The organism is Streptomyces sp. NPDC048370 (assembly GCF_043200825.1).
In the GTDB taxonomy this organism is placed as follows: Bacteria; Actinomycetota; Actinomycetes; order Streptomycetales; family Streptomycetaceae; genus Streptomyces.
On sequence record NZ_JBICYI010000003.1, the window covers coordinates 21254 to 45808 of the forward strand.

A 24555-nucleotide genomic window follows, 5' to 3' on the forward strand; every position below is an offset into this window, starting at 1 on the left:
CAGGGCTGCCGGAGTCGTGAGGCCGAGTACGCGCGGGCCGGCGTCAGACCGTGAGGCCGGGGACGCGCGGGCCGGCGTCGGACCGTGAGGCCGGGGACGCGCCCTGGCGTCAGGCTGTGAGGTCGCGTCCCCGCGTCGGACCGAGAGGCGGGGACGCGTACGCGTCAGACCGAGAGGCCCTTGCTGCCCAGCCAGGCCGCCGGGTCGATGCCCGCGCCGCCCGGGGTGTGGACCTCCAGGTGCAGGTGCGGGCCGGTGACGTTGCCGGTCGCGCCCACGCGCCCGATCGTGTCGCCGGTGCCCACGGACTGGCCGACGCTCGCCGTCATCGAGGACAGGTGGGCGTACCAGACCTCCGTACCGTCCTCCAGCTCCAGGACGATCCGGTAGCCGTACGAGCCGGACCAGCCCGCCGACTTGATCGTGCCGCCGTGCACCGCCTTGACCGGCGTGCCGGTGGGCGCCGCGAAGTCGAGGCCGGTGTGCTGGCCGGAGGACCACATGGAGCCGGACTGGCCGTACGTGGAGGTGATCGTGTACGAGGACGTGGGCAGCGAGTAGCTCGCGGCGAGCTTCGCCAGGCGCTCCGCCTCGGCCTTCGCCGCCGCCTCCTCCTCGGCCTTCTTCTTCGCCGCGGCCGCTTCCTTCTCGGCCTGGTCCGCCTTGGCCGCCGCCTCGACGGCGGCCTTCTCCGCGGCCGCCTTCTCCGCCGCGGCCTTCTCGGCTGCGTCGGCGGAGGCCTGCTGCTGCTCGGCCTGCTGGAGGATGCGGGCGCGCAGCGCCTCGCCGGCGTCGGCCGTCGAGGCGGAGGCGGAGGCGGACTCGGCGCCGGAGGTCTTCTCGACGTCGCCGGCCGGCAGGGCGAGGGTGGCCGTGAGCGGCTGCGGGTTGGTCGTACCGGAGTCCGTACCGTCCGCGCCGTCCTCGTCGGAGATGAACTCGCCGACGCCGGGCAGCTCGGAGGCGTCCGGCAGGTCGAGGTCGGGGAGCGATATCGAGACCGGGGGCTTCTCCTTGGCGGTCGCCATGCCGCCCGCGCCGACGGCCGCGATGACGCCGACACCGAGGACGGTGGAGGAGCGGGCGAAGCCGGAGCGCTGCTTCACGACGCGGTGGCGGCCACCCGAACGGGCCTGCTGGCGCAGGGAGTCCTCGGTGGGGTTCCACTCCCCCCACGTCGCCGCGTCGTCGTCCGTCCCGGCGGCACCACGGGCACCGAACGCGTTGAACCCGTCAGAAAGGCCTTCGGGGGCAGGGCTGTTGGACGCCACGGAGGCGCACTCCTTTCCTTCCTTCTCGCCTACCGGGTTAGCTGACGGGTTCGGAGCAGGAAGGTCTCCTACGAGCGGTTCCGCACGAGTGCGAAGGTGCCCGATTCACCCCAAGTAGTGGTTCCCCGGTTCCCTTTCAGGATTCGGCGCGTGCGCACGGTGCCGTCTCTTACGACGGCTGGGACGACCGCGCTGCGTTATCGAACGTTAATAGACACGAGGGCCGGATTCCAAGCCGTTCCGGTTGATCATTTCCGCGATTGAGCTGGTACAGCCCGATTTGACCTCGCTTCAGTACGGACCCCGAACGACACCCCAGAACTGACGGTGCGTCAATTGTTATCGGAGTGGTACCCCTCCACTACGGATGGTCACGGCACTGTCGGCGGCACTGGTCACGGCACCACGGGCATCGTGCGGCGCCGCTCCGGCTGGCCCGCTGCGGGGCGGCTCACGGCCAGCAGCGCCATGTCGTCGGTGGAACCCCCGCCCGTGAACCGGCGGACGTCGTCGACGAGCGCGTCCAGCAGCTCCTCCGGCCCCGGGAAGATCCTCCCTGCGAGCCGCTCGGCCGGTTCGTAGAAGGCCCCGTCCGCGTCGCGCGCCTCGGAGAGCCCGTCGGTGTAGAGGAGCAGCGTGGCGCCCGGCGGGTACGGGACCTCGTCGGCCCGGTCCGGCCAGGCGGCCAACTCGCCCATGCCGAGCGGCAGCGCCGGTTCGGTCGGCTCCAGGAGCGCCAGGCCCCCGTCCGCGTACAGCAGCAGCGGCTCGGGGTGGCCGCGGTTGACCACCCGTACCCGCCCGTCGCCGCGCGGGATCTCGGCCAGTACGGCGGTGGTGAACCCCTCGAAGGCGTCGAGCCCGTCGCGGCGGGTGCCCTCGCGGGCCAGCGCCCGTTCGAGGCGCTGCGCGACGCCTTCGAGGCTCGCCTCCTGCTCCGCCGCCTCCCGGAAGGCGCCGATCACGACGGCGACCGCCTCGACCGCGTCGAGCCCCTTGCCGCGCACGTCACCGACGACGAGCCGGACCCCGTACGGCGTGTCCTGGACGGCGAACAGGTCGCCGCCGATGAACGCGTCCGCCTGCGCGGCCTCGTACCGGGCCGCGACATGGAGCCCGCCGATCCGCTCGGCGGGCGTCGGCAGCACGGCCTTCTGCGCGGTCTCCGCGATCACCCGCGCCGAGGCGAGCCGCTCACCGCTGCGCCGTACGACCCGGTTGATCAGCAGGGCGAGGACGGAGACGGTGAGGACGGTCAGTGTCTCGGTGAGGGCGGGGACCTCGTCGGTGGTGTGGTTGTACACGTGCAGCCCGATGCTGGCGACGACGGCGGCGATGCCGGTGAGCAGTGTCGTCAGCATGGAGAAGAACGGGGCGGCGATGAGCGGCGCGGCGGAGAACATCGGGGAGGCGGTGTACGCGGCGGGAGTGGACAGGTCGAAGACGACACCGCCGAGGATCACAAGAGGCGGCAGCGCGCGGATGAACCGCCGGGCCTGCTCGGCCCGCCCGCGCGGCGCCCGCGACCCGAGCCCGTTGGCCGACCCGTTCGCCGTCCCGTTGGCCGATCCGTTCGCCCGCCCGTTCACCGACCCGTGCGCCGACCCGTTCGTCCGCCCGTTCTTACGCCGGTCCGTCCGCCCGGTCCTGCGCCGGTCCGGCCGCCCGCTCCTGCGCTCGTTCGCCCGCCCGTTCGCCTCTCCCCGAGCGGCTCCCCGCGGTCCCTGCCCCCGCCCCTGCCCCTTCCCCTGGCCCTGCCCCACCTGTGCTCTCCTGCCCGGTCCGTACACGGCACGGCGACGGACGGTACCGCGCCCTCCCCAGGGTGGCGGGAGCCGCGCCGCGTGGCGACCCCCGCTCGGCCAAGTGGGTTACGCGCGCAGTCGGCCGCCCCGCGCCAGGGCACCCACCGCCGCCGCGCAGCCGAGGCCGACCCCGCACAGCACCAGCCACGGCGTCACCGACCACCCGGTCACATCGAGCAGCACGCCCGTCCCCAGGTTCCCGAGGGTGATCCCGATCCCGCAGACGGTGTTGTAGAGCCCGTAGTGCGTGGCCACCCACCGCCCGCCCGCGAGGGCGACGACGGTGTCCATCTCGTACGGGTAGAGCACCGCGTTCCCGACCGCCAGGGCCGCCGAGCACAGGAGCAGGCCCACGACCCCGGGCACGGCGACCGGGAGCAGGAAGGCGGTGCCCATCAGCACAAGGCCGAGGACCAGACACCGCTCCCGGCTCAGTCTCCGCCCGCACCAGGCCGTGATCCGCAGCTGACCCGCAAGCGCCACGAGCGCGGAGACCACGAACAGCGCGGTCGTCACCGCCGTACTGTCCGCCGCGAGCGGCAGCGCCAGATAGACCTGGAAGGACAGGACGTACGAGCCGGTCATCGCCAGCGAGAAGAGCCAGAAGACGCGGTTGGCGAGGACGGTACGGAACTGCCCCCGGCCCGCCGCCTGTTCCGTCCCCGGTTCCGCAGCTGCTTCCGCCCCCGGTTCCGCGGCCCGTCCCTCCGCCGCCGCTTCCGCCGTCTTCTCCCGTACCGGCAGGTGCCACAGCTGCACCAGCGTCAGTACGGCGAACAGCACCGCCGCCACCGTGCACGTCAGCCGGAACGACACCCCCGTCAGCGCCACCCCCACCAGCGGCCCGAGGAGGATCCCGGCCTGGTAGTACGTGTTGAACAGCGCGAACGCCTCCACGCGCCGCCGCTCCCCCGCCTCCGCCGCGAGGTAGGCACGCACCGCCGGGTTGAACAGCGCCCCCGCCAGACCCGTCGCCACCGAGGCGGCGATCAGCACCGGCAGCGACTGGGCGAACGCGAGCGCCCCGAAGCCCACCGTCCGCAGCGCGCAGCCGGCGACGATCAGCGGCTTGAAGCCGAGCCGGTCGGCGAGCGCCCCACCGATCAGGAACATGCCCTGCTGGGAGAGGTTCCGTACGCCGAGGACGAGCCCGACGGCCCAGGCCGCCATGCCGAGCCCGTCCGAGAGGTGCGCGGCGAGGTAGGGCATCAGCATGTAGAAGCCGAGATTGATGGTCAGCTGGTTGAGGAAGAGCAGCCGTACCGCCGGTTCGAAGGTACGGCTCTGCCGCCAGATCCCGCCCTTGGCGGGGGTCGACACCTCGGTGCTCATCGGACCCGCTCCAGGACCCGGCGGGTCCAGCCGTCGACCGTCGCATCGCCCTCGTACGCCGCCGGCTCCTCGCGCACCGGGCCGTCGAGCAGGCCGTGGGCCGCGCAGAACTCGTCGCTGAAGACCGTGTCGAAGTACCGCTGCGGCCCGTCGGGGAAGACGGCCGCGATCCGCGTTCCGCGCGGCCGGGTACGGGCCAGCCACCCCGCCACCAGCGCGACCGCGCCCACGCTCCAGCCGCCGGTGACGAACTGACGCGACGCCAGCCGCCGGGCGGCCCGGACCGCGTCCGCAGGACCGACCCAGTGGATCTCGTCGAAGGCCGCGTGGTCGACGTTGCCGGGGTGGATGGAGGAGCCGAGCCCGCGCATCAGCCGCTCGCCGGCCGGCAGGCCGAAGACGGTGGAGCGGACGCTGTCCACGCCGACCAGCTCCAGGGCGGGGCTGGACGTGGCCCGCAGCGCGCGGGAGATGCCCGCGGAGTGCCCGCCCGTCCCCACCGCGCAGACCAGGACGTCGACCCGGTCGAGCTGCGCGGAGAGCTCGGCGGCGAGCCCCCCGTACGCCTCGGGGTTGTCGGGGTTCCCGTACTGGTTCGGCCACCACGCTCCGTCGAGGCTCACCAGGAGCTCCGCCACCCGGCCCATGCGCGCCTGCTGCCACCCGCCCTGCGGGCTGGGCTCCGCCACGACGTGGACCTTGGCGCCGTGGGCGACGAGCATCCGCTCGACGATCGGTTCGAGACCGGGGTCCGTGACGACATGGACGGGGTGGCCGTGCAGCACTCCGGCGAGCGCGAGGCCGAGGCCGAGGGTGCCGGAGGTCGACTCGACGATCGGCGCGCCGGGCCGCAGCTCACCGCGGCGGCGGGCCTGTTCGACCATGTGGAGAGCGGCGCGGTCCTTGATGCCGCCGAAGTTGAAACCTTCGAGCTTGGCCCAGTAGCCGTCGTCGACCCACAGCACGGGGGTGTTGCCGACGGTCTGCGCGGCGAAGGACAGCGGGATGCCGGACGCGGGTGTTCCGGTGCCGGGCAGGGAGGTGCCGGGAAGAGGTGTACCGGGCAGAGGTGTGCCGGGCAGCTGGGCGCCGGACAGCAGGTTGTTCATCAGGTGTACGTCCTTGAAGTGGTACGCCGAAAGGGAGCCTGGTCGTGTCGTGTCGTTCGACCCGGCTCAGTTCCGGTTCACTCCGAGGGCGATCAGCAGACGACCCGGCTCGGGCCCGGGTCCCGCCCGGTCGCGGACGCAGCGCGCGTGCGGATCGGCGGGGAAGATCTCTTCGTCGGCGAGCAGCACGGCTCCGTCGACGTCGGGCGCCGCAGGCTGCGGGGCCGTCTGGGTGGGCAGATGGGCGTCGAAGGACCACGACTCCCCGGACCGCTCGCAGCCGTGCGGCAGGGCGGGGGCGGAGATGGTGGCCGTCCGGGTCGCGTCGATCGTGCCGGTCGTGCCGGTCGTGGGGAGCACGTGCCCGTGCGACCCGTGGCAGACGCTCACGAGGAGCGCGAGGAGAGCGAGCAGGACGAGGACGGCGGGCGCCCGCCGTCGTACGTCAGTCACTGTCTCGTCACGCATGGTGCGCGTGACCCTACGGTGCGGCTCCGCGCGACCGCAAAGAGGCGGGCCGGGTTTTGGCCGGCGTTTACTTCGGGCAACGCGCCACGCCGGATCCCTTACGGGTCCCGGCGGAACCCCTACGGACCGCGGCGGATCCCCTACAGGTCCGGCGGGTCCCGGCGGGTACCGCTACAGATTCCGCTCCGCGTAGACGGTGATCGCGTCCCGGACGAGAAGGGCGGTGCCCTCGCCGTACTTGTCGTAGTGGGCGGTGAAGCGCGGGTCGTCGACGTACATCCGGCCGAGGCCGGTCACGTACTGCTTCGTGGGCGTCGTCGTGCTCGACAGCCACTCGACGTGGCGCCGGGCGATCGCCTGGACCTCGTCGCTGTCCGCCGCCAGGCCGTCCCGCGCCGCGTCTCCGAAGGCACGGGCGATGTCGGCCTGCCGGTCCATGAAGTCCTGCTTCTCCTCGGCGCTGAGCGAGCGCCACCAGCGGTCGCCCTTCTCGTACGCGTCGCGGCCCCAGCGCCGGCTGACCTCCTCCTCGTACTGCGTGTGATCGAAGCCGTCGAAGACTTCCTCGGCCATGAGCTCTTCCCCTTTCTCGGTCTTGTGGAGAGTGGTCCGCACCGCCGCGATCTGCCGCCCGATCCGCTCCCGCTCCTGTTCGAGCAGGAGGAGATGGGTGCGCAGCGCGGCGGCCGGGTCCCGCTGGCCTTCGAGGACCTCGGCGATGGCGGGCAGCGAGAGCCCCAGCTCGCGCAGCAGCAGAACGCGCTGCAGCCGCACGAGCGCCGCCTGGTCGTAGTACCGGTAACCGTTGGCGCCGATCCGGCTGGGTTCCAGCAGTCCGAGCTCTCCGTAATGCCGGAGGGTGCGGCTGGTGGTGCCCGCCTTCTTGGCGATCTCTTGGATCGACCACTCCATACCGAGAACGCTAAATCTTGACGTTGCGTAAAGGTCAAGCGGAGAAGACGGGAAGCGGAGCGGGTACGACGAAGGCCCGGATCCAGTGACTGGATCCGGGCCTTCGTTGCTACTGAGTAGCGGGGACAGGATTTGAACCTGCGACCTCTGGGTTATGAGCCCAGCGAGCTACCGAGCTGCTCCACCCCGCGTCGGTGAATATGACCTTACGGCATGGGGAGCCGATCCCCTAATCCGTTTCACGGCAGGGATCTCAGCGGCTGCCTCAGCAGCCACAGTCCTCGGAGTCGACCGGGGCGGTGAGCGGGTCCGCGTCCTTCTTCTCGGGGCCCTCCCACGTCTCGTACGGGAAGCCCTCGCGGACCCAGTACTCGAAGCCGCCGAGCATCTCCTTCACCTGGTAGCCGAGCTGGGCGAGGGCGAGCGCGGCGCGGGTGGCGCCGTTGCAGCCGGGGCCCCAGCAGTACGTGACCACGGGGACGGACTTGTCGAGCAGCTGCTCGGCCTGCTCGGCGATGAGCGCGGTCGGCAGGTGGATCGCGCCGGGGACGTGGCCCTGGTCCCAGGACGCGGTCGAGCGGGAGTCCAGGACCACGAAGCCCGGGTCGCCGTCGGCGGCGATGGCGCTCGCGACGTCGGAGACGTCGGCGTGGAAGGCGAGGCTGGCGGAGAAGTAGGCGGCAGCGGCCTGCGGGGAGGCGGGCGGGGTACGAAGTACGGCGTTGACCTGCGCGGTTGTCGTCATACATGAAAATCTACGGTTGAAGATCACGGCGCTGAAGTGGCAAATCCCGGAGGAGAGACGCCTCCGCCGGGGAATTCCGGGCGTTGGGCGGGGGACGACAGGGGATCTCACGCAGCGGACGCTTCCGGGGGTTCCGGGTGGTGGAGCTGTCACGTTTCAGGCGCGCCCTCCGTCATGGGGACGGACGGCGGAATCGATGAGTTCGATGAGTCCGATGAGTTCGAGGACGTCGATCACTTCGATCACTTCGATGACTTCGACGGGTTCGACGAGGGAGACGCACCGATGGACGACAAAGACCTCCTGGCCTCACGCTTCGAGGCCGACCGCACCCACCTCAAGGCGGTCGCCTACCGGATGCTCGGCTCGCTGAGCGAGGCCGAGGACGCCGTCCAGGAGGCGTGGTTCAAGCTCAGCCGTTCCGACACCAGTGACGTACGGAACCTCAGCGGCTGGCTGACCACCGTCGTGGGTCGTGTCTGCCTGGACATGCTGCGCTCGCGCGCCTCACGCCGCGAGGACCCGCTGGAGTACTACGTTCCCGATCCTCTGGTGCGCGGCGCGGACGGCACGACCGACCCCGAGGAGGAGGCGCTGCTGACCGACTCGGTCGGCCTGGCGCTGCTCGTGGTCCTGGACACGCTGGGCCCGGCCGAGCGGCTCGCCTTCGTCCTGCACGACATGTTCGCGGTGTCCTTCGACGAGATCGCCCCGATCGTGGACCGCACCCCGGCCGCGACGCGCCAGCTCGCCAGCCGGGCCCGCCGTCGCGTCCAGGGGGCGACGCCCGGCCCCGCGCCCGACATCACCCGCCAGCGCGAGGTGGTCGACGCCTTCATGGCGGCCTCGCAGGGCGGTGACTTCGAGGGCCTGCTCGCGGTCCTCGACCCGGACGTGCTCCTGCGGGCGGACGGCGGCAAGGCGCTCGCGGCGGCCTCGAAGCTCGTGCGCGGCGCCGAGGCGGTCATCAGCCAGGCGCTCACCTTCGCCCGCTTCCGCCGCGACTACCGGGAGGTGCTGGTCAACGGCGCGCCGGGCATCGTCTCGTACGTGGACGGCGGCCGGGCGGCCGGCCTCATGGCCTTCACGATCGTCGGCGACCGCATCACGCAGATCGACATCATCGCGGACCCGGAGCGGCTGGCGACGCTGGGGATCTGAGGGGGGTTCGGGGGCGCGGCGGGGCGGCGGGACGGCCCTGCCCGAGCTCGGGCAGGGCCGGGCAGGGCTCGGGCAGGGCTCGGGCAGGGCTCGGGCAGGGCTCGGGCAGGGCTCGGGCGCGGCCGGGACCTCGCGCGGGCCCCGGCCTGCTCTGGGCCCGAGCCCGAGCCCGGTCCGGGTCCGGTCCCGGTGCAGGTCCGGCGCGAGGTGTGACGCCGCGTCAGCACCGGCCGCGTGCCGACGTGACGCCCCCTACACCTCAGCTGCCAGACCCAGCGCGGTCAGCGCGGCCGTACCGGCGGGCGTGTGGTCGCCGCCCGACAGGAGCAGGGTGCGGGCCGACTGGTAGCGGCAGCCCGCCGCGTCGAACGCGGCGGCGGTCGCGAGCAGTCGCGGGGTGTCGCCGTCGAGCAGCGCCTCCGTCCGGTCGAGGTGGGCGGTGGCGACCGGGTTGCCCGCGACCGTCGTACGGGCCGCGGCGAGCCGGGGGCGGGCGTCCGGGTGCCCGGCGAGCGCCGAGGCCTCGGCGCGGAGCGTCACGTACCAGTGCAGCCAGACCCAGGAGACCCACTTCCACACCCGCTCCGGTTCCGGCTCGACCCGCTCCAGGGCCGCGTGCGGGTCGCCCCGGTGCAGCAGGACCAGGGCGTCGAGGACGGCGCCGTAGCCATGGCGGTACTCGTCCCCCGTACCCGCCCGGTCGACGATCGCGAGCCAGTTCGCCCGGGCGTCGTCGTCGCCGCGCAGGCCGTGGACCAGAGCGACCGACGCGGCGGCGGGGCCGAGGGAGAAGGAGCGGCGGCGGCCGCTCTGCTCCCACGCGTCCAGGAACCGCACGCTGCCGGTGAGGACGTCGTCACCGTGGCCGGCGAACGCGTCCGCGACCAGGAGCCAGGACATGGCGTGGTGGCCCACCTCGGCCAGGAGCGGGTGGTGGGCGAGCTGCGCGCCCCACCGCCGTGCGGCCGGGAGGTCGCCGACGCCGAGGGCCGTTCCGGCGGCCATGGCGAGGGCGTCCATCAATTCGTGCGTACGGGCGGGGGTGCCGGCCGGGGTACGGGCGGGAGTACGGGTGCCCTCGTCCAGGATCTCGATGCGGCAGCGGGCGGCGGCGGCCGCGGCGAAGGATTCCCCCGCCCAGCACTGGGCGCCGGAGAGCGCGTCGAGGGCGGCGGACTCCGCGACCGGGTCGCCCGTGCGGCGCGCGAGCCCGACGGCCCGCTCGGCGCGGGCGACCGTCTCCGTCGCCGTGTTGTCGGTGTCTCCCTGGACCGCGCCGAACGCGTCCGCGATCACCGCCGCCTCGGCGAGCGCGACGGCCGCCTCGGCGGCCGGGTCGTCACCGGCCAGCTCCCGCGCCGCCTTGAGCAGGACCGTCACGTCCTCGACGGACGGTACAAGGGTGAACTCGCTGGAGAAGCGGTACGCGACGGTGGCGGCGGCCGCCAGGTCCCGACCGGCCCCGGCGGTGTCCCCGGCCCGGCGGGCGGCCTCCGCGGCGGCGCGGTGAAGGCGCAACATGTCGTCCCCGAGCCTGCGACACCCGGCGACGGCAGCGGCCAGCCGCAGGGCCCCGGCCTCGGTGTCGGCGGGGCGAGCCGGGCCGGCGGGGCGAACCGTGTCCGCGGGGCGAACCGTGTCCGTACCGTCGGGCGCCCCCGCCCCGCCCGCCAGCGCAGCCGCCTCCTCGTACCGTTGCTGGGACTCGCCCAGCAGGTTGCGGGTGAAGGCCGACCCCGCCAGGGCGAGGGCGAGACGGTGGGCGTCCGTGCGGCGGTCCGGGTGGGCGGCGGACCAGGTGAGGGCGGCCCGGAGGTCGTCCGCCACGGCGTCGAACCGGGCACGCCAGTCGGCACATTCACCACCCCGCCCCGCCGAGGCCGCCCGGCCCGCCACGTCCGCCCGGCCCACCAGGTCCGCCCGGCCCATCGAGGCCGCCCGGCCCATCGAGGCCGCCTGGCCCACCAAGGCCGCCCCGTCAGCCAAGTCCGTCCGCTCCGCCGAGTCCGTCCGCTCCGCGAGCTCCGACGCGCGGGCCAGGCACCAGCCCACGTGCCGCGTACGGACGGCGGTCAGCTCGTCGGCGTCGGCGAGGCGCTCCGTCCCGTACTGGCGGATCGTCTCCAGCGCCTGGTATCGCGTACCCGTCTCGGACGGTGTCACCGTGAGCAGGCTCTGCTCGGCGAGCCGGGCGAGCCCGTCGGCGACGGCGGCCGGATCCAGCGGGGCGAACCCGGCCACCTCGGCCGCGGCCTCGGCCGTGAACGGCACGACGAAGACCGACACCCGGCGCAACAGCGCCCGGTCCACCGGCTCCAACAGCTCATGGCTCCAGTCGAGGACCGCCCGCACCGAGCGGTGCCGGTCGGTGGCGCGGGGGCCGCCCGCGAGGATGCGCAGCTGGTCGGAGAGGCCGGCCATGAGGCCGTCGAGGCCGAGCGAGGCGCAGCGGGCCGCCGCCAGTTCGATCGCGAGCGCCATGCCGTCGAGCCGTTCGCAGAGGGCCACGACCCGTTCCCGTACCGCCGGATCCGTCAGCAGCCCCACCACGCGCCCCGCGCCGACAGCCCCCGCCCGGTCGAGGAACAGGGCCACCGCGTCCGAATCGTCGGCGCCGGCACGGGACAACGGCGGTACGGAGAAGGCACGTTCGAAGGGCACCATCAGCCGGGCCCGGCTCGTGACGAGGACCCGCACCCGGGGGCAGGCCGTCAACAGCCGTTCCAGGAAGGGCGCGACCCCGCCGTCCCGTACCTGCTCGCAGTTGTCCAGGACGAGCAGAGCCTGACGGTCCGCCAGGGCGGCGAGCACCGCCTCGTCGATGCCGCCGCAGAGCTGCTCGCCCACCCCGAGGGCCGCGGCGACCGCCGCGCCCACGCGCTCCGGATCGGTGACCGGGACCAGGTCGACGAACCACACGCCGTCGGCGAACTCGTCGGCGACGTCCGCCGCGACCGCGAGCGCGAGCCGCGTCTTGCCCACACCGCCCGGGCCGACGGCGGTCACCTGGCGGTGCGCCTTCACCGCCTCGGCCAGCTCCCCGCGCTCGCGCAGTCGGCCGATGAAGGCGGTCAGCGGGGCCGGAAGCGGGGCGGGGGCGGAGCGGGAGGGCCGGTCGTCGGCGCGGGCGCGTTCGGCCGCGTGCCGGGAGAGCGCGCGCCGGTCAGGCACCTCCAGCTTGCGCAGCATCGAGGAGACGTGGGACTCGACGGTGCGTACGGAGATGAACAGCCGGGCGGCGATCTCCGCGTTGCTGAGGTACTCCCCGAGCAGCGCGAGGACGTCGGCTTCCCGGGCGGATATCAGGGGCTTGGACACCGGCCCATTATCGGTGGCACGTCGGTGGCCGTTCCGTGTTCGGCACGGATGCGTCCGATCCCCGTGCGGGCGGAAGCTGTGACCACGGCGAGCAACGAGCCACCCCGACACCCCACTTCAGGAGCACCCATGTCCGAGAACGCGACCCCGCCCCGCTCCCGCGCCGAGCGCCGCCGCGACACCGAGCACCGGCTCGCCCACGACGTGGACCTCTGGGTGGCGAGCGCCTCGGCGGACGGCGCACCGTACCTGGTGCCGCTCTCCTTCGACTGGGACGGCGAGGACCTGCTCGCCGCCACCCTGGCGGACAGTCCGACCGGCCGGAACCTGACCGCGAACGGGACCGTACGGCTGGCGCTCGGCGGCACCCGCGACGTCACCATGATCGACGGCGATGTCGAGGTCCTCGCGCTCGACGCGCTCCCCCGGAAACGGGGTGACCGCTTCGCCGCCCGCACCGGCTTCGACCCGCGCAGGTCCGACACCGCGTCGGGCAACGCGTCGGACAACGGGTCGGGCAACGGGTCGGGCAACGCGTCGGCGGCTTCCCCCTACCGCTGGTTCCGCATCACCCCACGCCGCGTCCAGGCCTGGCGCGAGGCCGACGAGATCCAGGGCCGCGAGCTGATGCGCGACGGCCACTGGCTGACCGACTGAGCGGCTCTGTGAACCGGCTACCGCAGGAAGGGATTGCGTCCCACGTCCGACGGCACCTGCTCGCGCACCGGGGTGCTGTCCGGGCCGGGTACGCGCATGCCGGGGATCGGGACGTCCCGGACCCGGTGCAGGAGGACCGCCCCGTCCTCGCTCCGTACCTGCTCGTACCCGTGGTCGAGCAGCAGCGCGATCCGCTGCCGCTGTTCGGTGAGGGAGGCGAAGGGGAAGGTCCGGTCGTTCACGCGGAGCAGGACCCAGTCCGCCCCGCGCGGTGTCGCGTCGACGAGGACCACGTGCGTACGGGCCGTCAGGCGCGGGGCCACGGTGTTGTCCGCCTCCACCGTCGCGCCGTCCGGGACGAGCTCCGCGGCCGCGGCGAGCGCGCGCTTGTCCGGGCGGGGCTGCCAGGACCCCGGGTTGAACGGCAGGCCGAGACCGGCGACGAGGGCCGCCGCCGTACTCAGCGTGATCGCGGCGACGGACAGCCGGGCGCCCCACGCCCGCCACACGGGACGCTCCCGGCGGTGCAGGCGCGCGAGGGTCTCCAGGGCGGCGGTCAGCAGGATCGGCCAGAGGAAGGCGTCGTAGTGGTTGACCACCGGCCAGTGGTTCGGGTTGTCGGACAGCATGCGCTCCGCGAGCAGCGGTACGGCGAGCAGCAGCGTCGGTGACCCGACCGGCAGGAACGCGAGCGTCCCCAGGAGCCACGCGAGGATCACGACCTTGACGAACGGCGTGAACGCGACCGCCGGCAGCACCCACGGCTCGGTCAGTACGGTCAGTAGGGCCTCACCGCCGTCCGCCCCGAGCCGGCCGTAGCTCCAGTAGTAGCCGGGCGGGCTGCCCATGGCCGGCAGGAACCAGCCGACCACCAGGGCGACGACCAGCGGTCCGCCCAGGAGGAGGGCGATGCCCACCGCCCGGCCGGTCGCCTGCCGGGTCCGGTGGGCGCGCACGGCGAGGACGAGACCGAACGCCCCGACCACCAGACCCATGTCCTCCTTCACCAGACACAGCGCCGCCGCCCACAGGGCCGCGCCCCCGTAGCGGCGCGCCAGACCCCGCTCCAGCATCAGGAGCGTGAGCGGTACGGCGAAGGCGACCTCGTGGAAGCCGGTGTACGAGGAGTTCAGGAGCGGCCAGCCCGTCGCGTACACGAGCCCGCTCACGTCGGCCGCCCGCCGGGCGACGGCGGGGGCGGCCTCGGCGAAGCAGTGCCGCGCGATCCGGCGGATCACCGGCACGCCCGCCGCGAACAGCACGGCCTGGGCGAGGATCAGCGAGCGCGGATCGTCCCAGACCCAGTAGAGCGGGGCCAGCAGGGCCAGGAGCGGGGTGAAGTGGTCGCCCAGGAGCGTGAAGTCCGGCGGGAACTCATGGTGGACGCTCTTGATCGGCGACCGGGGCGGATCGAAGTGCGCGTACGCCCGCACCGCCTGGTCGAAGATCCCGAGATCGAATCCGGTCACCCGCAGCGCCGTCCAAGACTGCAGCCCCAGCGCGAAGCAGACGAGGAAACAGACGAACACGGTGCCGCCCCCACGCACCCGAGCCGAGCCGAGCACCCGAGCCCAGCCACGCACCCGAGCCGAACCACGCACCCGAGCCCAGCCCCGCACCCGAGCCGAGCCACGTACCCGAGCCGAGCCGGGCGCCCCGGCCTCCGACACTTCCCCGGCCTTGCGCGGCTCCGGAAGGACGTCGGAGGCCTGGAGGTCCGCGACCTGCTCGGGCTCGCGTATCGGTGGGGCGCTCATGCCCCGAAAACTACGTGCCGCCCTGTCCACCTGCCAACGACGAAGCTCTCCCGACCGGTGCAACCGGTTCGCGCGGCACCGCGGCGGAACCCGCGCATGACGGCTCGGCGATACGGCCGGAGGCGACGCAGCGGCCCACACCTGTGAGACACGAGGAAGCACCACATGAGCACGACCGTGCCCGGATCGGCCCAGGATCCGTCTCCCGCTTCCGGCCCGCCGCACCGAAGCCGCCGCCGCAAGGCCCTTGCCGTCGACGTACTCGTCACCGTGGCCGCCGCCCTGGAGTTGCTCACGCTCCACGGCCAACTCGACACCACGGCCGCGTTCGTGTGCCCGCCCGCGCTGTTCGCCCTCATGCTGCGGCGAAGGTTCCCCGTGGTGGTGCTTCTGGCCACCATCCCATCGGCTGACGGGCCGTCCGCTCACGCATCGCTCACGCACGGGCCAGGAAACGACTGAGCGCCCCACCCGGCCGAAACCAGGTGGGGCGCTCAGCGCCAGGTCGGAGGGGGTTCCCCCGCCCGCGAGCGGTAGGCCATGTCGGACTCGAACCGACAACCAACGGATTAAAAGTTCGAATCCGAACGTGATGCCGGGTGATGACCGGTGACGTTCCTTCTCATTCCCGCAGGTCAGCGGGCCCGCTCCCCGCCGCTCCGTGCCGTTCTGTGTCGGCTCATTACGACGCGTCCGTGACCACTCGCGTGACCACGTGACCACCTCCGACACGCAGCGGCGCCGCCCGGTGTGCAACCACCGAACGGCGCCTTGATCCGAACCCCTTCGCATCAAGGAGTCCTGACCCATGACCGACCGTACAACCCTCACCCCGGACCAGACCGCATTCCTTCTGGCCCCCATCCACCCGTCCCGGATCGGCAGGGACGGCAAGGGGTTCGCCCACGTCGAGGCGTGGGACATCCGCCGGACGCTCCTGCGCGTGTTCGGGTTCGGTGGCTTCTCCACCGAACTCCAGGACATGACGCTGGTCCGCGAGACCGAGCACAAGCCGGACAACCCGAACAACAAGTCCAGGTGGACCGTCATCTACCGCGCCACGGTCGTGCTGACCGTCAAGGTCGACGGCCAGGAACTCGCCCGCTACCACGGGGTCGCCATGGGTGACGCCACGAATCAGCCGAGCCTCGCAGACGCACACGACCTGGCCATGAAGACGGCCGACTCACAGGCGTTCAAGCGGGCGGCCGTGAACCTCGGTGACCAGTTCGGCCTGTCGCTGTACGACGACGGGTCAACAGACGCGGTCGTGAACCGCAGCCTGGGCCACCCTGAGCCCCCGGCCGTCACGAAGCGCACCTCCGAGCAGGCGGCGGCCGTGGAGCCCCCTCAGGACAAGCTGGCTGCGCTCGCCCAGGGCGCGGTGGGATCGGCACAGGCCGCCACCGATCTGGAGATGGTGCGGGCCCTCTACCGCGAGGCGTCCGACAAGGGATTGCTCGGGATCACGGTCACCGTTCCCGGCGCCGGTCAAATGCCGTTGGCCCACGTCCTCTCCTTCCACGGCGAGCGCCTGACCCCCAAGGCGGTGGCGTCGTAATGGGGCTCCGCGACCGCGCACGCAGCGCGTTGTACGGCGCCATGACGAACACCGACGGCTCCCCCGCGTCCGCCCGCCGCGCCAGTCAGGCCGCCTCGGTCATCGCTGACACGGCGGCCGATCACAGCACCGTCACCGCCTACGTCGTGGCTGGCCTGGGCGCTGCCGCCGTAGCTGCTGAGGGCGCGCTGACCAACTACGTGTACCCGCCTGGCGACTACGCCACGTTCCGCGACGAGAAGAAGGACGGAAAGCAGTGAAGAGCATCAACTCCTCGCGGGCCCTGGCCATTGCTGCCGGACTCGTCATCATCGCCCTGACGGGCGCCGCGTTCTGGCTGTCCTACGCGCACCTGGCCGAGGTCGCCTTGGCCCACGGCCTGGGCACCGCCCGGGAGCGGGCGTGGGCCTGGCCCGCGACCCTGGACCTGTTCATCGTGGCGGGCGAGCTGCTCATGCTGCGGGCCGCACTGTCCAAGCGCGTGGACGGGTGGGCCATCGGCCTGACCACGGTCGGCTCCGTCGGGTCCATCGTCCTGAACGTGGCCGGTGTGACCGGAACGCGCGATCCGGGCGCCGTGCCGCTCCTGGACTACGTGGTGGCGGCCGTGCCGCCCACGGCCGCTCTGCTGGCGTTCGGCGCCCTCATGCGCCAGGTCCACCAGGCGCTCGCCGGTCGCGACATCGAGCCCGAGGTAACCACCACGACGACCATCGACCGGGCCGACACGGAGCCGCTCCCGCTGGTCACTCACCCGGTCATCGCCCTGCCCGCCGCGTCACTGATGTGGGATGAGTGGGCGACCAGCAAGGTGACCACTGCGGTACCTGCTGAGGCCCACCGCCAGGTGGTCACTGAGGTTGTGACGCGTACCCCGGCTGACCTGCGCCGGGAGGCCCGAAGGCTCCACCGCCAGGTGGTCACCTCGGGCGGGCGCGGGGTGACCATCGAGCGACTTCGGGACGAGTTCGGCATTTCCCGCCGGGAGGCGGCCGACCTTCGCCGCCAGGTGGTCACCGAGGGGGCGTCATGAGCGACATCGAGAAGGCCGCCCGGGATGCCGTGGAAGCCGCACACAACTCCGAACAGCTCGCCCTGATCGCCGCTGTACTCCAGGCGCAGCAACTCACCCAGCACCAGGGGTGCCAGCACCCACCGGCCCCGGTGCAGTCGGGCGGCAACGGCAAGTGGCTCGCGGCCGGTGTCGCCGCCCCGTTCCTCCTCGTCACTCTCGCCATCTCTGTCATGGCGTTCGCCATCTCGGCCGTGGCCCTGACCATCTGCGTTCTCGTTCTCCGTGGCCTGTGGGCCGACTACCAGAAGGGCAAGAAGCCGTGACCAGCGACGACTACCCGAAGCTCACGGCGGGTGAGCACACCCGGATCGCGTACTACGTCGCCCGAATGGCGAAGCGCTGCCTGGCGGGCGAGAACGCCGACCGCAGCGACCTGGAGCGGAAGGTCAACCGGATCATCGACGGCGCCCGTAAGCGCGCCGAGAAGAACGCCAAGTAGCCACTCCCCAGGGGCGGCCGGTACCTGCTGGGTCGGCCGCCCCCGACTGTGCCCCACGCGGGGAGACAGGACGCTGAGATGACCGTCGTAGAGCTGTTCAAGAACCAGCCGGACTCAACCCCCAAGCCCGCGCCCCGTGCCCGCCACAGGCTGCGGATCGTCGTCACGCACGACCGCACCCGCGCCGCCGGGCGCGCCGCTGTCCGCCACACGCTGTACCTGGCCGGGGGAACGCGCATCGTGGCGAAGCGGGCGTGGGACGGGCGCACGGCGGCCCGGTACGAGCGGATGATGCGCGCTGCGGAGGCCGCCGGGAACATCGACCTGGCGGCCGACTGGGAGGCCCGGGGAGCAGCGTTCCGGGCGGCCCGGCACACGCGGCGCATGGACCTTCTCACCGCCCCGCAGCGGGCCGCCAAGGCGGCCGGTGTCGGCGTCCTTGCCGGGGAGGCCGGGCTACTCGTCCTCGGGGGCGTGATGGCCTACTCGACGGGTGACGTGGCCGACGTCCTCGCCCCGACGCTGTTCGTCATGGACGTTCTTCACTGGGCGGTGGTCATCGCGTCCGTCGTGTGGGGGCCGCTGGTCACCGTGGGTCCGTGGCTGGCGCTCGCCGGTCTGTGGGCGGTAGGCCGACGCCAGCACACAGCGCCGCAGTGGGCCCTCCCCGCACGGGAGCGGACCGGCGAGGGCGAGCCGGTCACCCCGTCCATCGTGGTCAAGGCGCTGCGGGACCTCGGGGTCTCGGCCCTGACCAAGGCAATCAAGGAGATGGGCGACGCGGGAGCGTCGATGCTCGGGCCCATCACCCTGGCCGGGTGCGGTGTCGAGGTGGACGTCACGCTCCCCATCGGATCGTCCACCGAGGAAGTCATGAACCGCCGCCGGAAGCTGGCGGAGAACCTGAACCGGCACGAACACGAGGTGTACGTGAGCGTGGCCCCGGCGGCGCGCACGGTGCGCCTATGGATCGCCGATTCGGGCGCCCTGGACGAGCCGATCGGCCCGTCCCCGCTGGTCCTGGACGAGACCCTGACGGGCGACTACAAGAACGGGCGCGCGCCGTGGGGCGTGGACCTGCGCGGGGACGCAGTCCTGGTCAGCCTCTATCAAAAGCACCTCCTGATCACGGGGCTCTCGAACCAGGGCAAGACCGCCTCACTCAGGGCCCTAGCCCTGTGGCTCGCCCTGGACCCCACCGTGGAGTTCCGCATCGGTGACCTGAAGGGCGTAGGTGACTGGGACATGTTCGACGGGGTCGCCGCCGTTCTCGTCCAGGGCCCGACGGACGAGCACGTGGTGGCCGTGACGGAGATGGTCGAGAGCGTCTTCCAGGAGATGCAACGGCGCCTTCTGGCACCGAAGGGCACGGTGTTCCCGCCCCTGGTCGTCATCGTGGACGAGGCGCAGGTGGCGTACGGCTCCGGGGCCATGGGCCTGGACAAGCGGCCGTACGGCGGCAGCAAGGCCACGAGCCGCTACTTCCAGGCCGTGAAGGGCATCCACGACCAGGGCCGTGCGGTGAACGTGACGATCTGGGAGGGCACGCAGGACCCGACGAACGAGAACCTGCCGAAGCGGTCCCGGGAGGGCAACCACATCCGGGCGGCCCTGGTCCTGGGCACCGAGGCGCAGGCGAAGATGGCGCTGGGTGAGTCGCCCGTGGAGGCCGGTGCCGCACCGCACAAGCTGCGCCAAGGCGTGGACAAGGGGCAGTTGGTCCTGGCCGGAGAGGGAGTGAAGCTGGCCCCGGGGCAGGTGTCCGTCAACGTCCGTACGCACTACGTCGACGACGCCCAGGCGGAGGCCATCGCCGACCGGGCGAAGGCCCTGCGGTCCGGCGTCGCCACGGTGGCGCGCCTGGCCGTGGTCGAGGAGAAGGACGCACTGTCCGACATCGCCTCCGTCCTCGGCAACGTGACCCGGATGCGGACGCAGGAGGTTCTCCAGCGCCTGGCTGAGCGGAACCCGGGTGAGTACCGGGAGTGGACGCCGGGGGATCTGGGCGAGGTCCTGGAGGCTGCGGGCGCACCGGCGTACAAGTCCAACGGCGTGATGGTGGTCTCCCGGGAGCGCGTCGAGACGGCCATCGAGATGCGCGTCCCGGCCGGGGAGGAGAGCGCCCTCGGGTGAGGGAGGCGCCAGGGAGGCGGGGAGAACTCCCTGCCCGCCTCCCCGATACCGTCTCCCCCATCTGACCTGGGCATATGACCGCTTAGGGAGTCGGGGGAGGCAACAGCGCGGGCCCCGGAGAATCGCTCTCCGGGGCCCGTATCGTCCGCCCGTCCATGGTCCGCCGTGACCATGGGCGGGCAGTTCAGGTGAGCGGTCGGGGTGCCCGTCCGCAGTCACTCGGCGGCGGCTTCCCGCAGTCCGGTGAGTCCTTGGGGTGGTAGTAGGCGTTCGGCCGGGCACCGCTCACAGAGAACGGCGTCACCGTCTCGTACGGGCCGGTGATCGGCTTGTCGCAGCGGGCGCAGATCCTCGCGCTGTACACCCCCATCACAGCCCCTCGGGATGGCGTCGGCATGCCCGTGGGAACCAGCGGGTGGACCAGTCCCCTATGCGCAGGCGCCGGGGGCCAAGGTCGACCGCGTTGCCCGGGACGAGGGTGACGCCGCACCACACACAGTCCTGGCCGCGTTGCTGCCGCTGGGTCAGGGTTCCGATACGCGGCAGCACCACGGCCGCTGGCTGTTTCGTCTCTGTGGCCATGACCAGCACGGTAGGAACGGCGGCGGGGTCTCGTCCGGCCGGTTGCGCGGGATTGCGCGGGTCCGTCAGGAGGTTGGCGACGGTTGCGACTGTGCTGCAACCGCTCCTCGCGCGCGGGCGATCAACCGGTGCGCCTGCGCCCCGTACGCGGCTGCGTCGTGAAGCTGGTCCCAGACGCGGGTGTACAGGGCGACATCGTCGGCCGAGTCGTATTGCAGCTCCGTGTTGATCGTCTCGACGATGACGCGCTCCTCGTCGAAGATCCAGAAGCCGTGCTTCGGGGTGAGCGCCATCGGTGCACCGAGGGGGACGATGCCGAGTTCCACGGTGCTCATGCCGATCAGGCCCACCAGTCGGTCCAGTTGGCTGGCCATCACCTCACGCGTGCCCACGAGCGCGTAGAGGGCGCCCTCCCACACGAGGACCCGGAAGAGCTTCCCCGCCTCGTACAACACCTCCTGGCGCCGCATCCGGGCCTGCACGGCGGCCTCGGTGTCCCGTGGCGAGTTCATCAACTCTGCGTTCTGGACCAGGAGGTGGCGGGCGTAGTCCGGCGTCTGGAACAGGCCAGGGATCACGGTGGTCTCGTACCCCCGCATCGTGGCCGTGCGCCGGTACTCGACGACGTACCGATCCTGCACCGGGGCGTGGCCAGCGGCGAGTTGGCGGCGCCAGTGGCGTTGCTGGGACTCCAGGCCTCGGAGTCGGGCGAGTAACTCGGGAGCCGCGTCGGGGTGCCCTGCGGCTTCCGCCCACGCCTGGAGATCCTCGGCAGTGGCGGTCTGCCGTCCGTTCTGGAGACGGGACACCTTCGAGCGCTGCCAGCCGAGGCGCTCGGCGAACTCCTTGCCGTTCAGGCCTGCCTCGGCGCGCAGCTCCGTGAGGCGCGCGCCGAGGGCCTCACGGCCGCTCTGAAAGTCCGTGCTCACACGGACGAACGTACCCGCGCCCACACGTCGGCAGAAGGCACAGCCGCCGCCAGGGCTGCGTCACGGGCGCGGCACGCGGCCAGTACCTCGGCGGGGTCCTCCACGACCTCGACGCCGGTCGTGGTGTCGGTGTCGTCGATGTGCATCCGGACCAGGGTGTGGGAGTCGAACAGCCAGAAGTCCCAGCCCGGAAGCCCGAGCCGATCGGCTTCCGCCCGGGTGATGACGCGGATGTCCTCGCCCGCCTCCACGTTCCCGGCGGCGGCGGCCATGAGGAACCGCTGCCCGTCGGTCGGCGGCTCGTCGATGATCCGGACACGAGCGAACCGGGCGCCCTGCTCGGCCTTCCCCCGCACGTTCACGTTCCACGGGTGGTCCGGCTCGGGCTGCGGGTCGGTGCCCCGCATGAACGCGTGGAAGCGGGCGCCGACCGCATCGGTGGCGTAGCCGCGTCGGGTCTCCAGCCGGAACGCGGTGTGCTGGAAGTCGGCGAACAGGTAAGCGATCTCCTCGAAGGGGATCAGGGTGGGCACGGTCACTCCTTGGGGGCGAAGCGGGTCAGCAGCTCACGGGGGATGACGACGGCGGTCTCCTTGACGCCGAGGTCCCGTAGCTGGGCCAGGTGTTCGGCGTCGATCACGTCGCCCTGGACGACGATGTCTCCCGTCTCGACGACCTCGTACAGGGTGGGGCAGTTGCCGTGCTCGCTGGTCGTTCCGATGAAGCGGAGGGTCACGGTGTGCTCCGTTCTCGATGGCGAGCCACCAGCATGCAGCGCCCGGGACGGTGGCGGGCGGGAGTTGCGCGAGATTGCGCCGCGACACCGGGGGCAGTGAGCGTGCGCGCAATCGAAGCTCCGCAGGCGTCCCGTTCGCGTGAGCACCTCGTGACCACCCAGGCAGTGACCTGCGGCTTTGGGGCTGCCAACGGATATCAAATCCGCTGGATTCCGGGCCTCGGTAGGCAAAGGGAAGACCCGCCACCGTCTCGGGTGGCGGGCCGGAGTCCTACTGCCCGGACTGCACCGGGTGATCCCGCTCGTACGCGTCGCGCTGCTCCTCGGCCCTGCGGGCCGCCCGCTCACCGTCGAGCGCCTCCCGTGCCCGCCAGTACGCCTCATGGAACTGGTCGCCCGTGGGCGGGGGCGTGAACGTGGGCATCACAGGCCCTGCACGATCGCGTTGAAGTCGGCCCGGGTGTCTGCGGACTCCAACACCTTCGCCCTTGCCTTGCGGAGTTCCTGACGGTGCTGCTCGAAGAGGGCCTCCTGCGCCCGGACAGCAGCCTGGTACTCCGCCTCGATCCGTGCCCGCTCAGCCCTCCGAGCCGCCTCCTCCGCCCGCTCGGCGGCCTGACGCTCCTGGTCCACAAGTGCCGCCTCGATGGCCGTCTCCTCGGCAGCGAGCCGAGCCGCTGCCTGCGTAGCACTGGGCGGGTCCATCGGCTTGGCCACTGGCGTGTGGCTACGACGCCCGAGGCTGGCGTCGTACACGAACTTGAACTCCACCTCGGGTCGGAGTACGGATGCGGAGACCACCGGGAAGACACCGAACCCGGCATCGTCACGTCGGAGCGCCTTGACGCCGACCTCCCGCCACAGGGTCAGGTCCCCGAGGTGGGACCAGGCCGTTCCGTCCCCCACATCACTGTCCTTGGCGAGACTGAAGGTCAGCCCGTAGCGGGCAGCAAGTGCACGGAAGGACCGAGTAGGCCGGTCCATCCCGGCGGCAAGGCACGCGAGCCGATCGAGGGTCTCGCCCATGGTCCGCGTGGTGAAGCAAGCGGTGCCGTAGCCGGGCACCATCACGTCCACGCAGGCCAAGCAGACCCACGCCGGGGAGAACCGGAACATCGTTCCTACGAGGCGCCGCTGTTCGTCCCCGAGGCGCCCGCAGACCGGGCACGCATCTGGGCCGTCCGTACGCGTGTTGGACGCGAGCCACGCGTCCTGCTCGCGTCGGCGGGCGGTGACCGGCGACCACGGCCCGGCGTCGGTCTGCTGCTGCCGCTCCAGGACGGCCAGCCTGTCCGTGAGGGCCTTCAACTGGTCGGCGGACACCGAAGGCTCCGGAACGGGTACGGAAGCCTCCACGGGCGTGGCGGGGGCCGCCTCGGGGCGGATACGGCGGTTTCGACGAGACATCACAGGGTCTCCTTGGAGGGGGCGGGGCGAGCGGGAGAGGAGGTGAGAGTGGCCCACATCTGGTCAACCTCGGAGGGCTTGGCCGTGGCCAGCCACCCGGGCCGGTGCGCCTCGATCACCTCGGCCCGGGCCAGGAGAAGGTCGAGATTGCCCTGTATCCGCTCGACGAGCACGCTCATGTCCCCGACGGTCCGGGACACGTCGCCGACCGTTTGGGTCAGGTCGTCGATGGCGGGGGTGATGGCAGCCACGGTCTCGGCTGCAACCGCCTTGGCCAGGGGCTTGAAGATGCGCACGTGTCGTCCCTTCGTCAGTGCGTGGGGGTCAGTTGGCGGGGGTGTCGGAACAGAGCGGGCACAGCGGAGGCAACCCGGGGAGCTTGTGGCGCCCGCTCGTGACGTCCACGAACCAGGCCAGCGTGGCCGCCTCGGGGGCCGTGTCGGGGTGTCGGAGGGGAGGGTGGCCTGCCCATCCACGTGGGCACGCCTGGGCGTGGAGTTCGATGGCGAGCGGCTCACCGCCCATGTCCTCGACCTGGGTAACCAGTTCCAGAACCCGGTCGACTTGGGCACCGGTGGGGCGGTCGTCGGAGCGCTGCTCCAGGCGCGCCAGACGGGCGTTCAGGCGGCTTGCCATGACGGCTGCTCCTGTTCGTTGAGACGGGCTTCCAGGGCCGTGAGACGGGTTTCCAGCTCGGCGTGGTCGGCCAGTAGCGGGAGGGCCCGGAGAATCTCCGAGGCGGCCCGGACGCGGACGGCGGCCGACGAGTCCTCCAGCGACTCGTGGAGGGTGCTCACCGCGTCCCGCACGGCGGCGGTGAGGGCCGATACCGCCTCGGCGAGGATCGCCCGGCGGGCTGCCTCCACCTCGGCCTGGAACTCCGGGGCTTCTCGCCAACGGCGGACCCGCCGACCGTCGACACCGATTTCTCGGCCGACTGCCTCGGTGGACAGGCCTCGGGCGAGCAGGGCCACGGCGGTCGCTTTGTCAGGTTGGTCGATAACGGTCGTCATCGGTCTCTCCTCTCGGGGGTGGGTGTGGTCCTAGCGGTCCTAGGGGCGGTCCTAGCGCTAGGACCAGAGAAACCGCAGGTCAGAGGCGGTGCCGGTCTGGGTGGTCCTAGTGGTCCTAGCGGCGCGCCAATGTTTCTCTCACTGG

The 24555-nt window shown here is 72.2% G+C and carries 27 protein-coding genes, 1 tRNA gene and 1 riboswitch; of the genes, 9 read left to right on the top strand and 19 right to left on the bottom strand.

Going from position 1 to position 24555, the window contains the following annotated elements; translation table 11 throughout:
• Positions 1-164: 164 nt before the first annotated feature.
• The 8 genes from ACGFYP_RS07345 to ACGFYP_RS07380 all read right to left on the bottom strand — a co-directional run bounded on the left by ACGFYP_RS07345 (position 165) and on the right by ACGFYP_RS07380 (position 7642).
• Positions 165-1271 carry a M23 family metallopeptidase gene (locus tag ACGFYP_RS07345; RefSeq protein WP_393487580.1) on the bottom strand — a complete coding sequence of 369 codons (1107 nt, stop codon included), beginning with the start codon at positions 1269-1271 and terminating at the stop codon, positions 165-167.
• A gap of 11 nt (positions 1272-1282) precedes the next feature.
• Positions 1283-1430, bottom strand: a riboswitch (cyclic di-AMP (ydaO/yuaA leader).
• A 236-nt stretch (positions 1431-1666) separates the two neighbouring features.
• A complete protein-coding gene (locus ACGFYP_RS07350) occupies positions 1667-2860 on the bottom strand; it encodes a PP2C family protein-serine/threonine phosphatase (protein ID WP_393487583.1) in 1194 nt (397 codons plus the stop codon).
• 282 nt (positions 2861-3142) lie between these two features.
• A complete protein-coding gene (locus tag ACGFYP_RS07355) occupies positions 3143-4408 on the bottom strand; it encodes an MFS transporter (RefSeq protein WP_393487585.1) in 1266 nt (421 codons plus the stop codon).
• Positions 4405-5517: a PLP-dependent cysteine synthase family protein gene (locus tag ACGFYP_RS07360; RefSeq protein ID WP_393487588.1), complete on the bottom strand. Its 1113-nt coding sequence runs from the start codon at positions 5515-5517 to the stop codon at positions 4405-4407. Before ACGFYP_RS07360 ends, ACGFYP_RS07355 begins: the two co-directional genes overlap by 4 nt.
• Before the next feature lie 66 nt (positions 5518-5583).
• Positions 5584-5985 carry a hypothetical protein gene (locus ACGFYP_RS07365; RefSeq protein WP_393487591.1) on the bottom strand — a complete coding sequence of 134 codons (402 nt, stop codon included), beginning with the start codon at positions 5983-5985 and terminating at the stop codon, positions 5584-5586.
• Between the two features lie 171 nt (positions 5986-6156).
• Entirely contained in the window at positions 6157-6897 is a 741-nt protein-coding gene (locus tag ACGFYP_RS07370) for a TipAS antibiotic-recognition domain-containing protein (RefSeq protein WP_393487594.1), read from the bottom strand.
• A 117-nt stretch (positions 6898-7014) separates the two neighbouring features.
• Positions 7015-7088: transfer RNA gene (locus ACGFYP_RS07375), tRNA-Met, on the bottom strand.
• A 74-nt stretch (positions 7089-7162) separates the two neighbouring features.
• The gene (locus ACGFYP_RS07380) at positions 7163-7642 is read right to left on the bottom strand and encodes a rhodanese-like domain-containing protein (protein ID WP_361958105.1); all 480 of its coding nucleotides are present in this window, start codon (positions 7640-7642) and stop codon (positions 7163-7165) included.
• A gap of 285 nt (positions 7643-7927) precedes the next feature.
• On the opposite strand from ACGFYP_RS07380, the gene sigJ reads away from it, so the two are divergent.
• The gene (gene sigJ / locus ACGFYP_RS07385; RefSeq protein WP_393487599.1) at positions 7928-8803 is read left to right on the top strand and encodes an RNA polymerase sigma factor SigJ; all 876 of its coding nucleotides are present in this window, start codon (positions 7928-7930) and stop codon (positions 8801-8803) included.
• Positions 8804-9055: 252 nt separating this feature from the next.
• Here the strand turns inward: sigJ and ACGFYP_RS07390 are convergent, their stop codons facing one another.
• A complete protein-coding gene (locus tag ACGFYP_RS07390) occupies positions 9056-12121 on the bottom strand; it encodes an ATP-binding protein (protein ID WP_393487603.1) in 3066 nt (1021 codons plus the stop codon).
• 129 nt (positions 12122-12250) lie between these two features.
• Here ACGFYP_RS07390 and ACGFYP_RS07395 point away from each other — a divergent pair, with 129 nt between their 5' ends.
• Complete coding sequence (locus ACGFYP_RS07395) at positions 12251-12778, top strand: pyridoxamine 5'-phosphate oxidase family protein (protein ID WP_393487606.1); 528 nt, start codon at positions 12251-12253, stop codon at positions 12776-12778.
• A gap of 17 nt (positions 12779-12795) precedes the next feature.
• On the opposite strand, the gene ACGFYP_RS07400 is transcribed toward ACGFYP_RS07395, so the two are convergent.
• Entirely contained in the window at positions 12796-14535 is a 1740-nt protein-coding gene (locus ACGFYP_RS07400; protein ID WP_393487609.1) for a DUF2079 domain-containing protein, read from the bottom strand.
• A gap of 165 nt (positions 14536-14700) precedes the next feature.
• Between ACGFYP_RS07400 and ACGFYP_RS07405 the strand changes: the two genes are divergently transcribed.
• From ACGFYP_RS07405 to ACGFYP_RS07435, 7 genes are all read left to right on the top strand, one after another.
• Complete coding sequence (locus ACGFYP_RS07405) at positions 14701-14997, top strand: hypothetical protein (protein WP_393487611.1); 297 nt, start codon at positions 14701-14703, stop codon at positions 14995-14997.
• Between the two features lie 346 nt (positions 14998-15343).
• On the top strand, positions 15344-16096 hold the full coding sequence (locus ACGFYP_RS07410) for a Rad52/Rad22 family DNA repair protein (RefSeq protein WP_393487614.1): 753 nt from the start codon (positions 15344-15346) through the stop codon (positions 16094-16096).
• 41 nt (positions 16097-16137) lie between these two features.
• Positions 16138-16356 (top strand): hypothetical protein, encoded by a 219-nt coding sequence (locus ACGFYP_RS07415; RefSeq protein WP_393487616.1) that lies wholly within the window; start codon positions 16138-16140, stop codon positions 16354-16356.
• A complete protein-coding gene (locus ACGFYP_RS07420) occupies positions 16353-17129 on the top strand; it encodes a DUF2637 domain-containing protein (RefSeq protein ID WP_393487619.1) in 777 nt (258 codons plus the stop codon). Before ACGFYP_RS07415 ends, ACGFYP_RS07420 begins: the two co-directional genes overlap by 4 nt.
• Positions 17126-17434: a hypothetical protein gene (locus tag ACGFYP_RS07425; RefSeq protein ID WP_393487622.1), complete on the top strand. Its 309-nt coding sequence runs from the start codon at positions 17126-17128 to the stop codon at positions 17432-17434. Before ACGFYP_RS07420 ends, ACGFYP_RS07425 begins: the two co-directional genes overlap by 4 nt.
• The gene (locus ACGFYP_RS07430; protein ID WP_393487627.1) at positions 17431-17610 is read left to right on the top strand and encodes a DUF6257 family protein; all 180 of its coding nucleotides are present in this window, start codon (positions 17431-17433) and stop codon (positions 17608-17610) included. Before ACGFYP_RS07425 ends, ACGFYP_RS07430 begins: the two co-directional genes overlap by 4 nt.
• A 78-nt stretch (positions 17611-17688) precedes the next feature.
• Positions 17689-19743, top strand: a complete 2055-nt coding sequence (locus ACGFYP_RS07435) for an ATP-binding protein (protein WP_393487629.1) — start codon at positions 17689-17691, stop codon at positions 19741-19743.
• A gap of 184 nt (positions 19744-19927) precedes the next feature.
• On the opposite strand, the gene ACGFYP_RS07440 is transcribed toward ACGFYP_RS07435, so the two are convergent.
• From ACGFYP_RS07440 to ACGFYP_RS07480, 9 genes are all read right to left on the bottom strand, one after another.
• Complete coding sequence (locus tag ACGFYP_RS07440) at positions 19928-20113, bottom strand: hypothetical protein (RefSeq protein ID WP_393487634.1); 186 nt, start codon at positions 20111-20113, stop codon at positions 19928-19930.
• A gap of 277 nt (positions 20114-20390) precedes the next feature.
• Positions 20391-21254: a helix-turn-helix domain-containing protein gene (locus ACGFYP_RS07445; RefSeq protein WP_393487636.1), complete on the bottom strand. Its 864-nt coding sequence runs from the start codon at positions 21252-21254 to the stop codon at positions 20391-20393.
• The gene (locus tag ACGFYP_RS07450) at positions 21251-21787 is read right to left on the bottom strand and encodes a DUF6879 family protein (protein WP_393487638.1); all 537 of its coding nucleotides are present in this window, start codon (positions 21785-21787) and stop codon (positions 21251-21253) included. Before ACGFYP_RS07450 ends, ACGFYP_RS07445 begins: the two co-directional genes overlap by 4 nt.
• A gap of 2 nt (positions 21788-21789) precedes the next feature.
• On the bottom strand, positions 21790-21990 hold the full coding sequence (locus ACGFYP_RS07455; RefSeq protein WP_393487640.1) for a hypothetical protein: 201 nt from the start codon (positions 21988-21990) through the stop codon (positions 21790-21792).
• 271 nt (positions 21991-22261) lie between these two features.
• Complete coding sequence (locus tag ACGFYP_RS07460; protein WP_393487642.1) at positions 22262-22414, bottom strand: hypothetical protein; 153 nt, start codon at positions 22412-22414, stop codon at positions 22262-22264.
• A complete protein-coding gene (locus tag ACGFYP_RS07465; protein WP_393487644.1) occupies positions 22414-23397 on the bottom strand; it encodes a hypothetical protein in 984 nt (327 codons plus the stop codon). Before ACGFYP_RS07465 ends, ACGFYP_RS07460 begins: the two co-directional genes overlap by 1 nt.
• Positions 23397-23693: a hypothetical protein gene (locus tag ACGFYP_RS07470; RefSeq protein ID WP_393487646.1), complete on the bottom strand. Its 297-nt coding sequence runs from the start codon at positions 23691-23693 to the stop codon at positions 23397-23399. The genes ACGFYP_RS07465 and ACGFYP_RS07470 overlap by 1 nt, the downstream gene beginning before the upstream one ends.
• Before the next feature lie 28 nt (positions 23694-23721).
• Positions 23722-24033 (bottom strand): hypothetical protein, encoded by a 312-nt coding sequence (locus ACGFYP_RS07475; protein WP_393487648.1) that lies wholly within the window; start codon positions 24031-24033, stop codon positions 23722-23724.
• On the bottom strand, positions 24018-24410 hold the full coding sequence (locus tag ACGFYP_RS07480; protein ID WP_393487651.1) for a hypothetical protein: 393 nt from the start codon (positions 24408-24410) through the stop codon (positions 24018-24020). The genes ACGFYP_RS07475 and ACGFYP_RS07480 overlap by 16 nt, the downstream gene beginning before the upstream one ends.
• Positions 24411-24555: the final 145 nt, after the last annotated feature.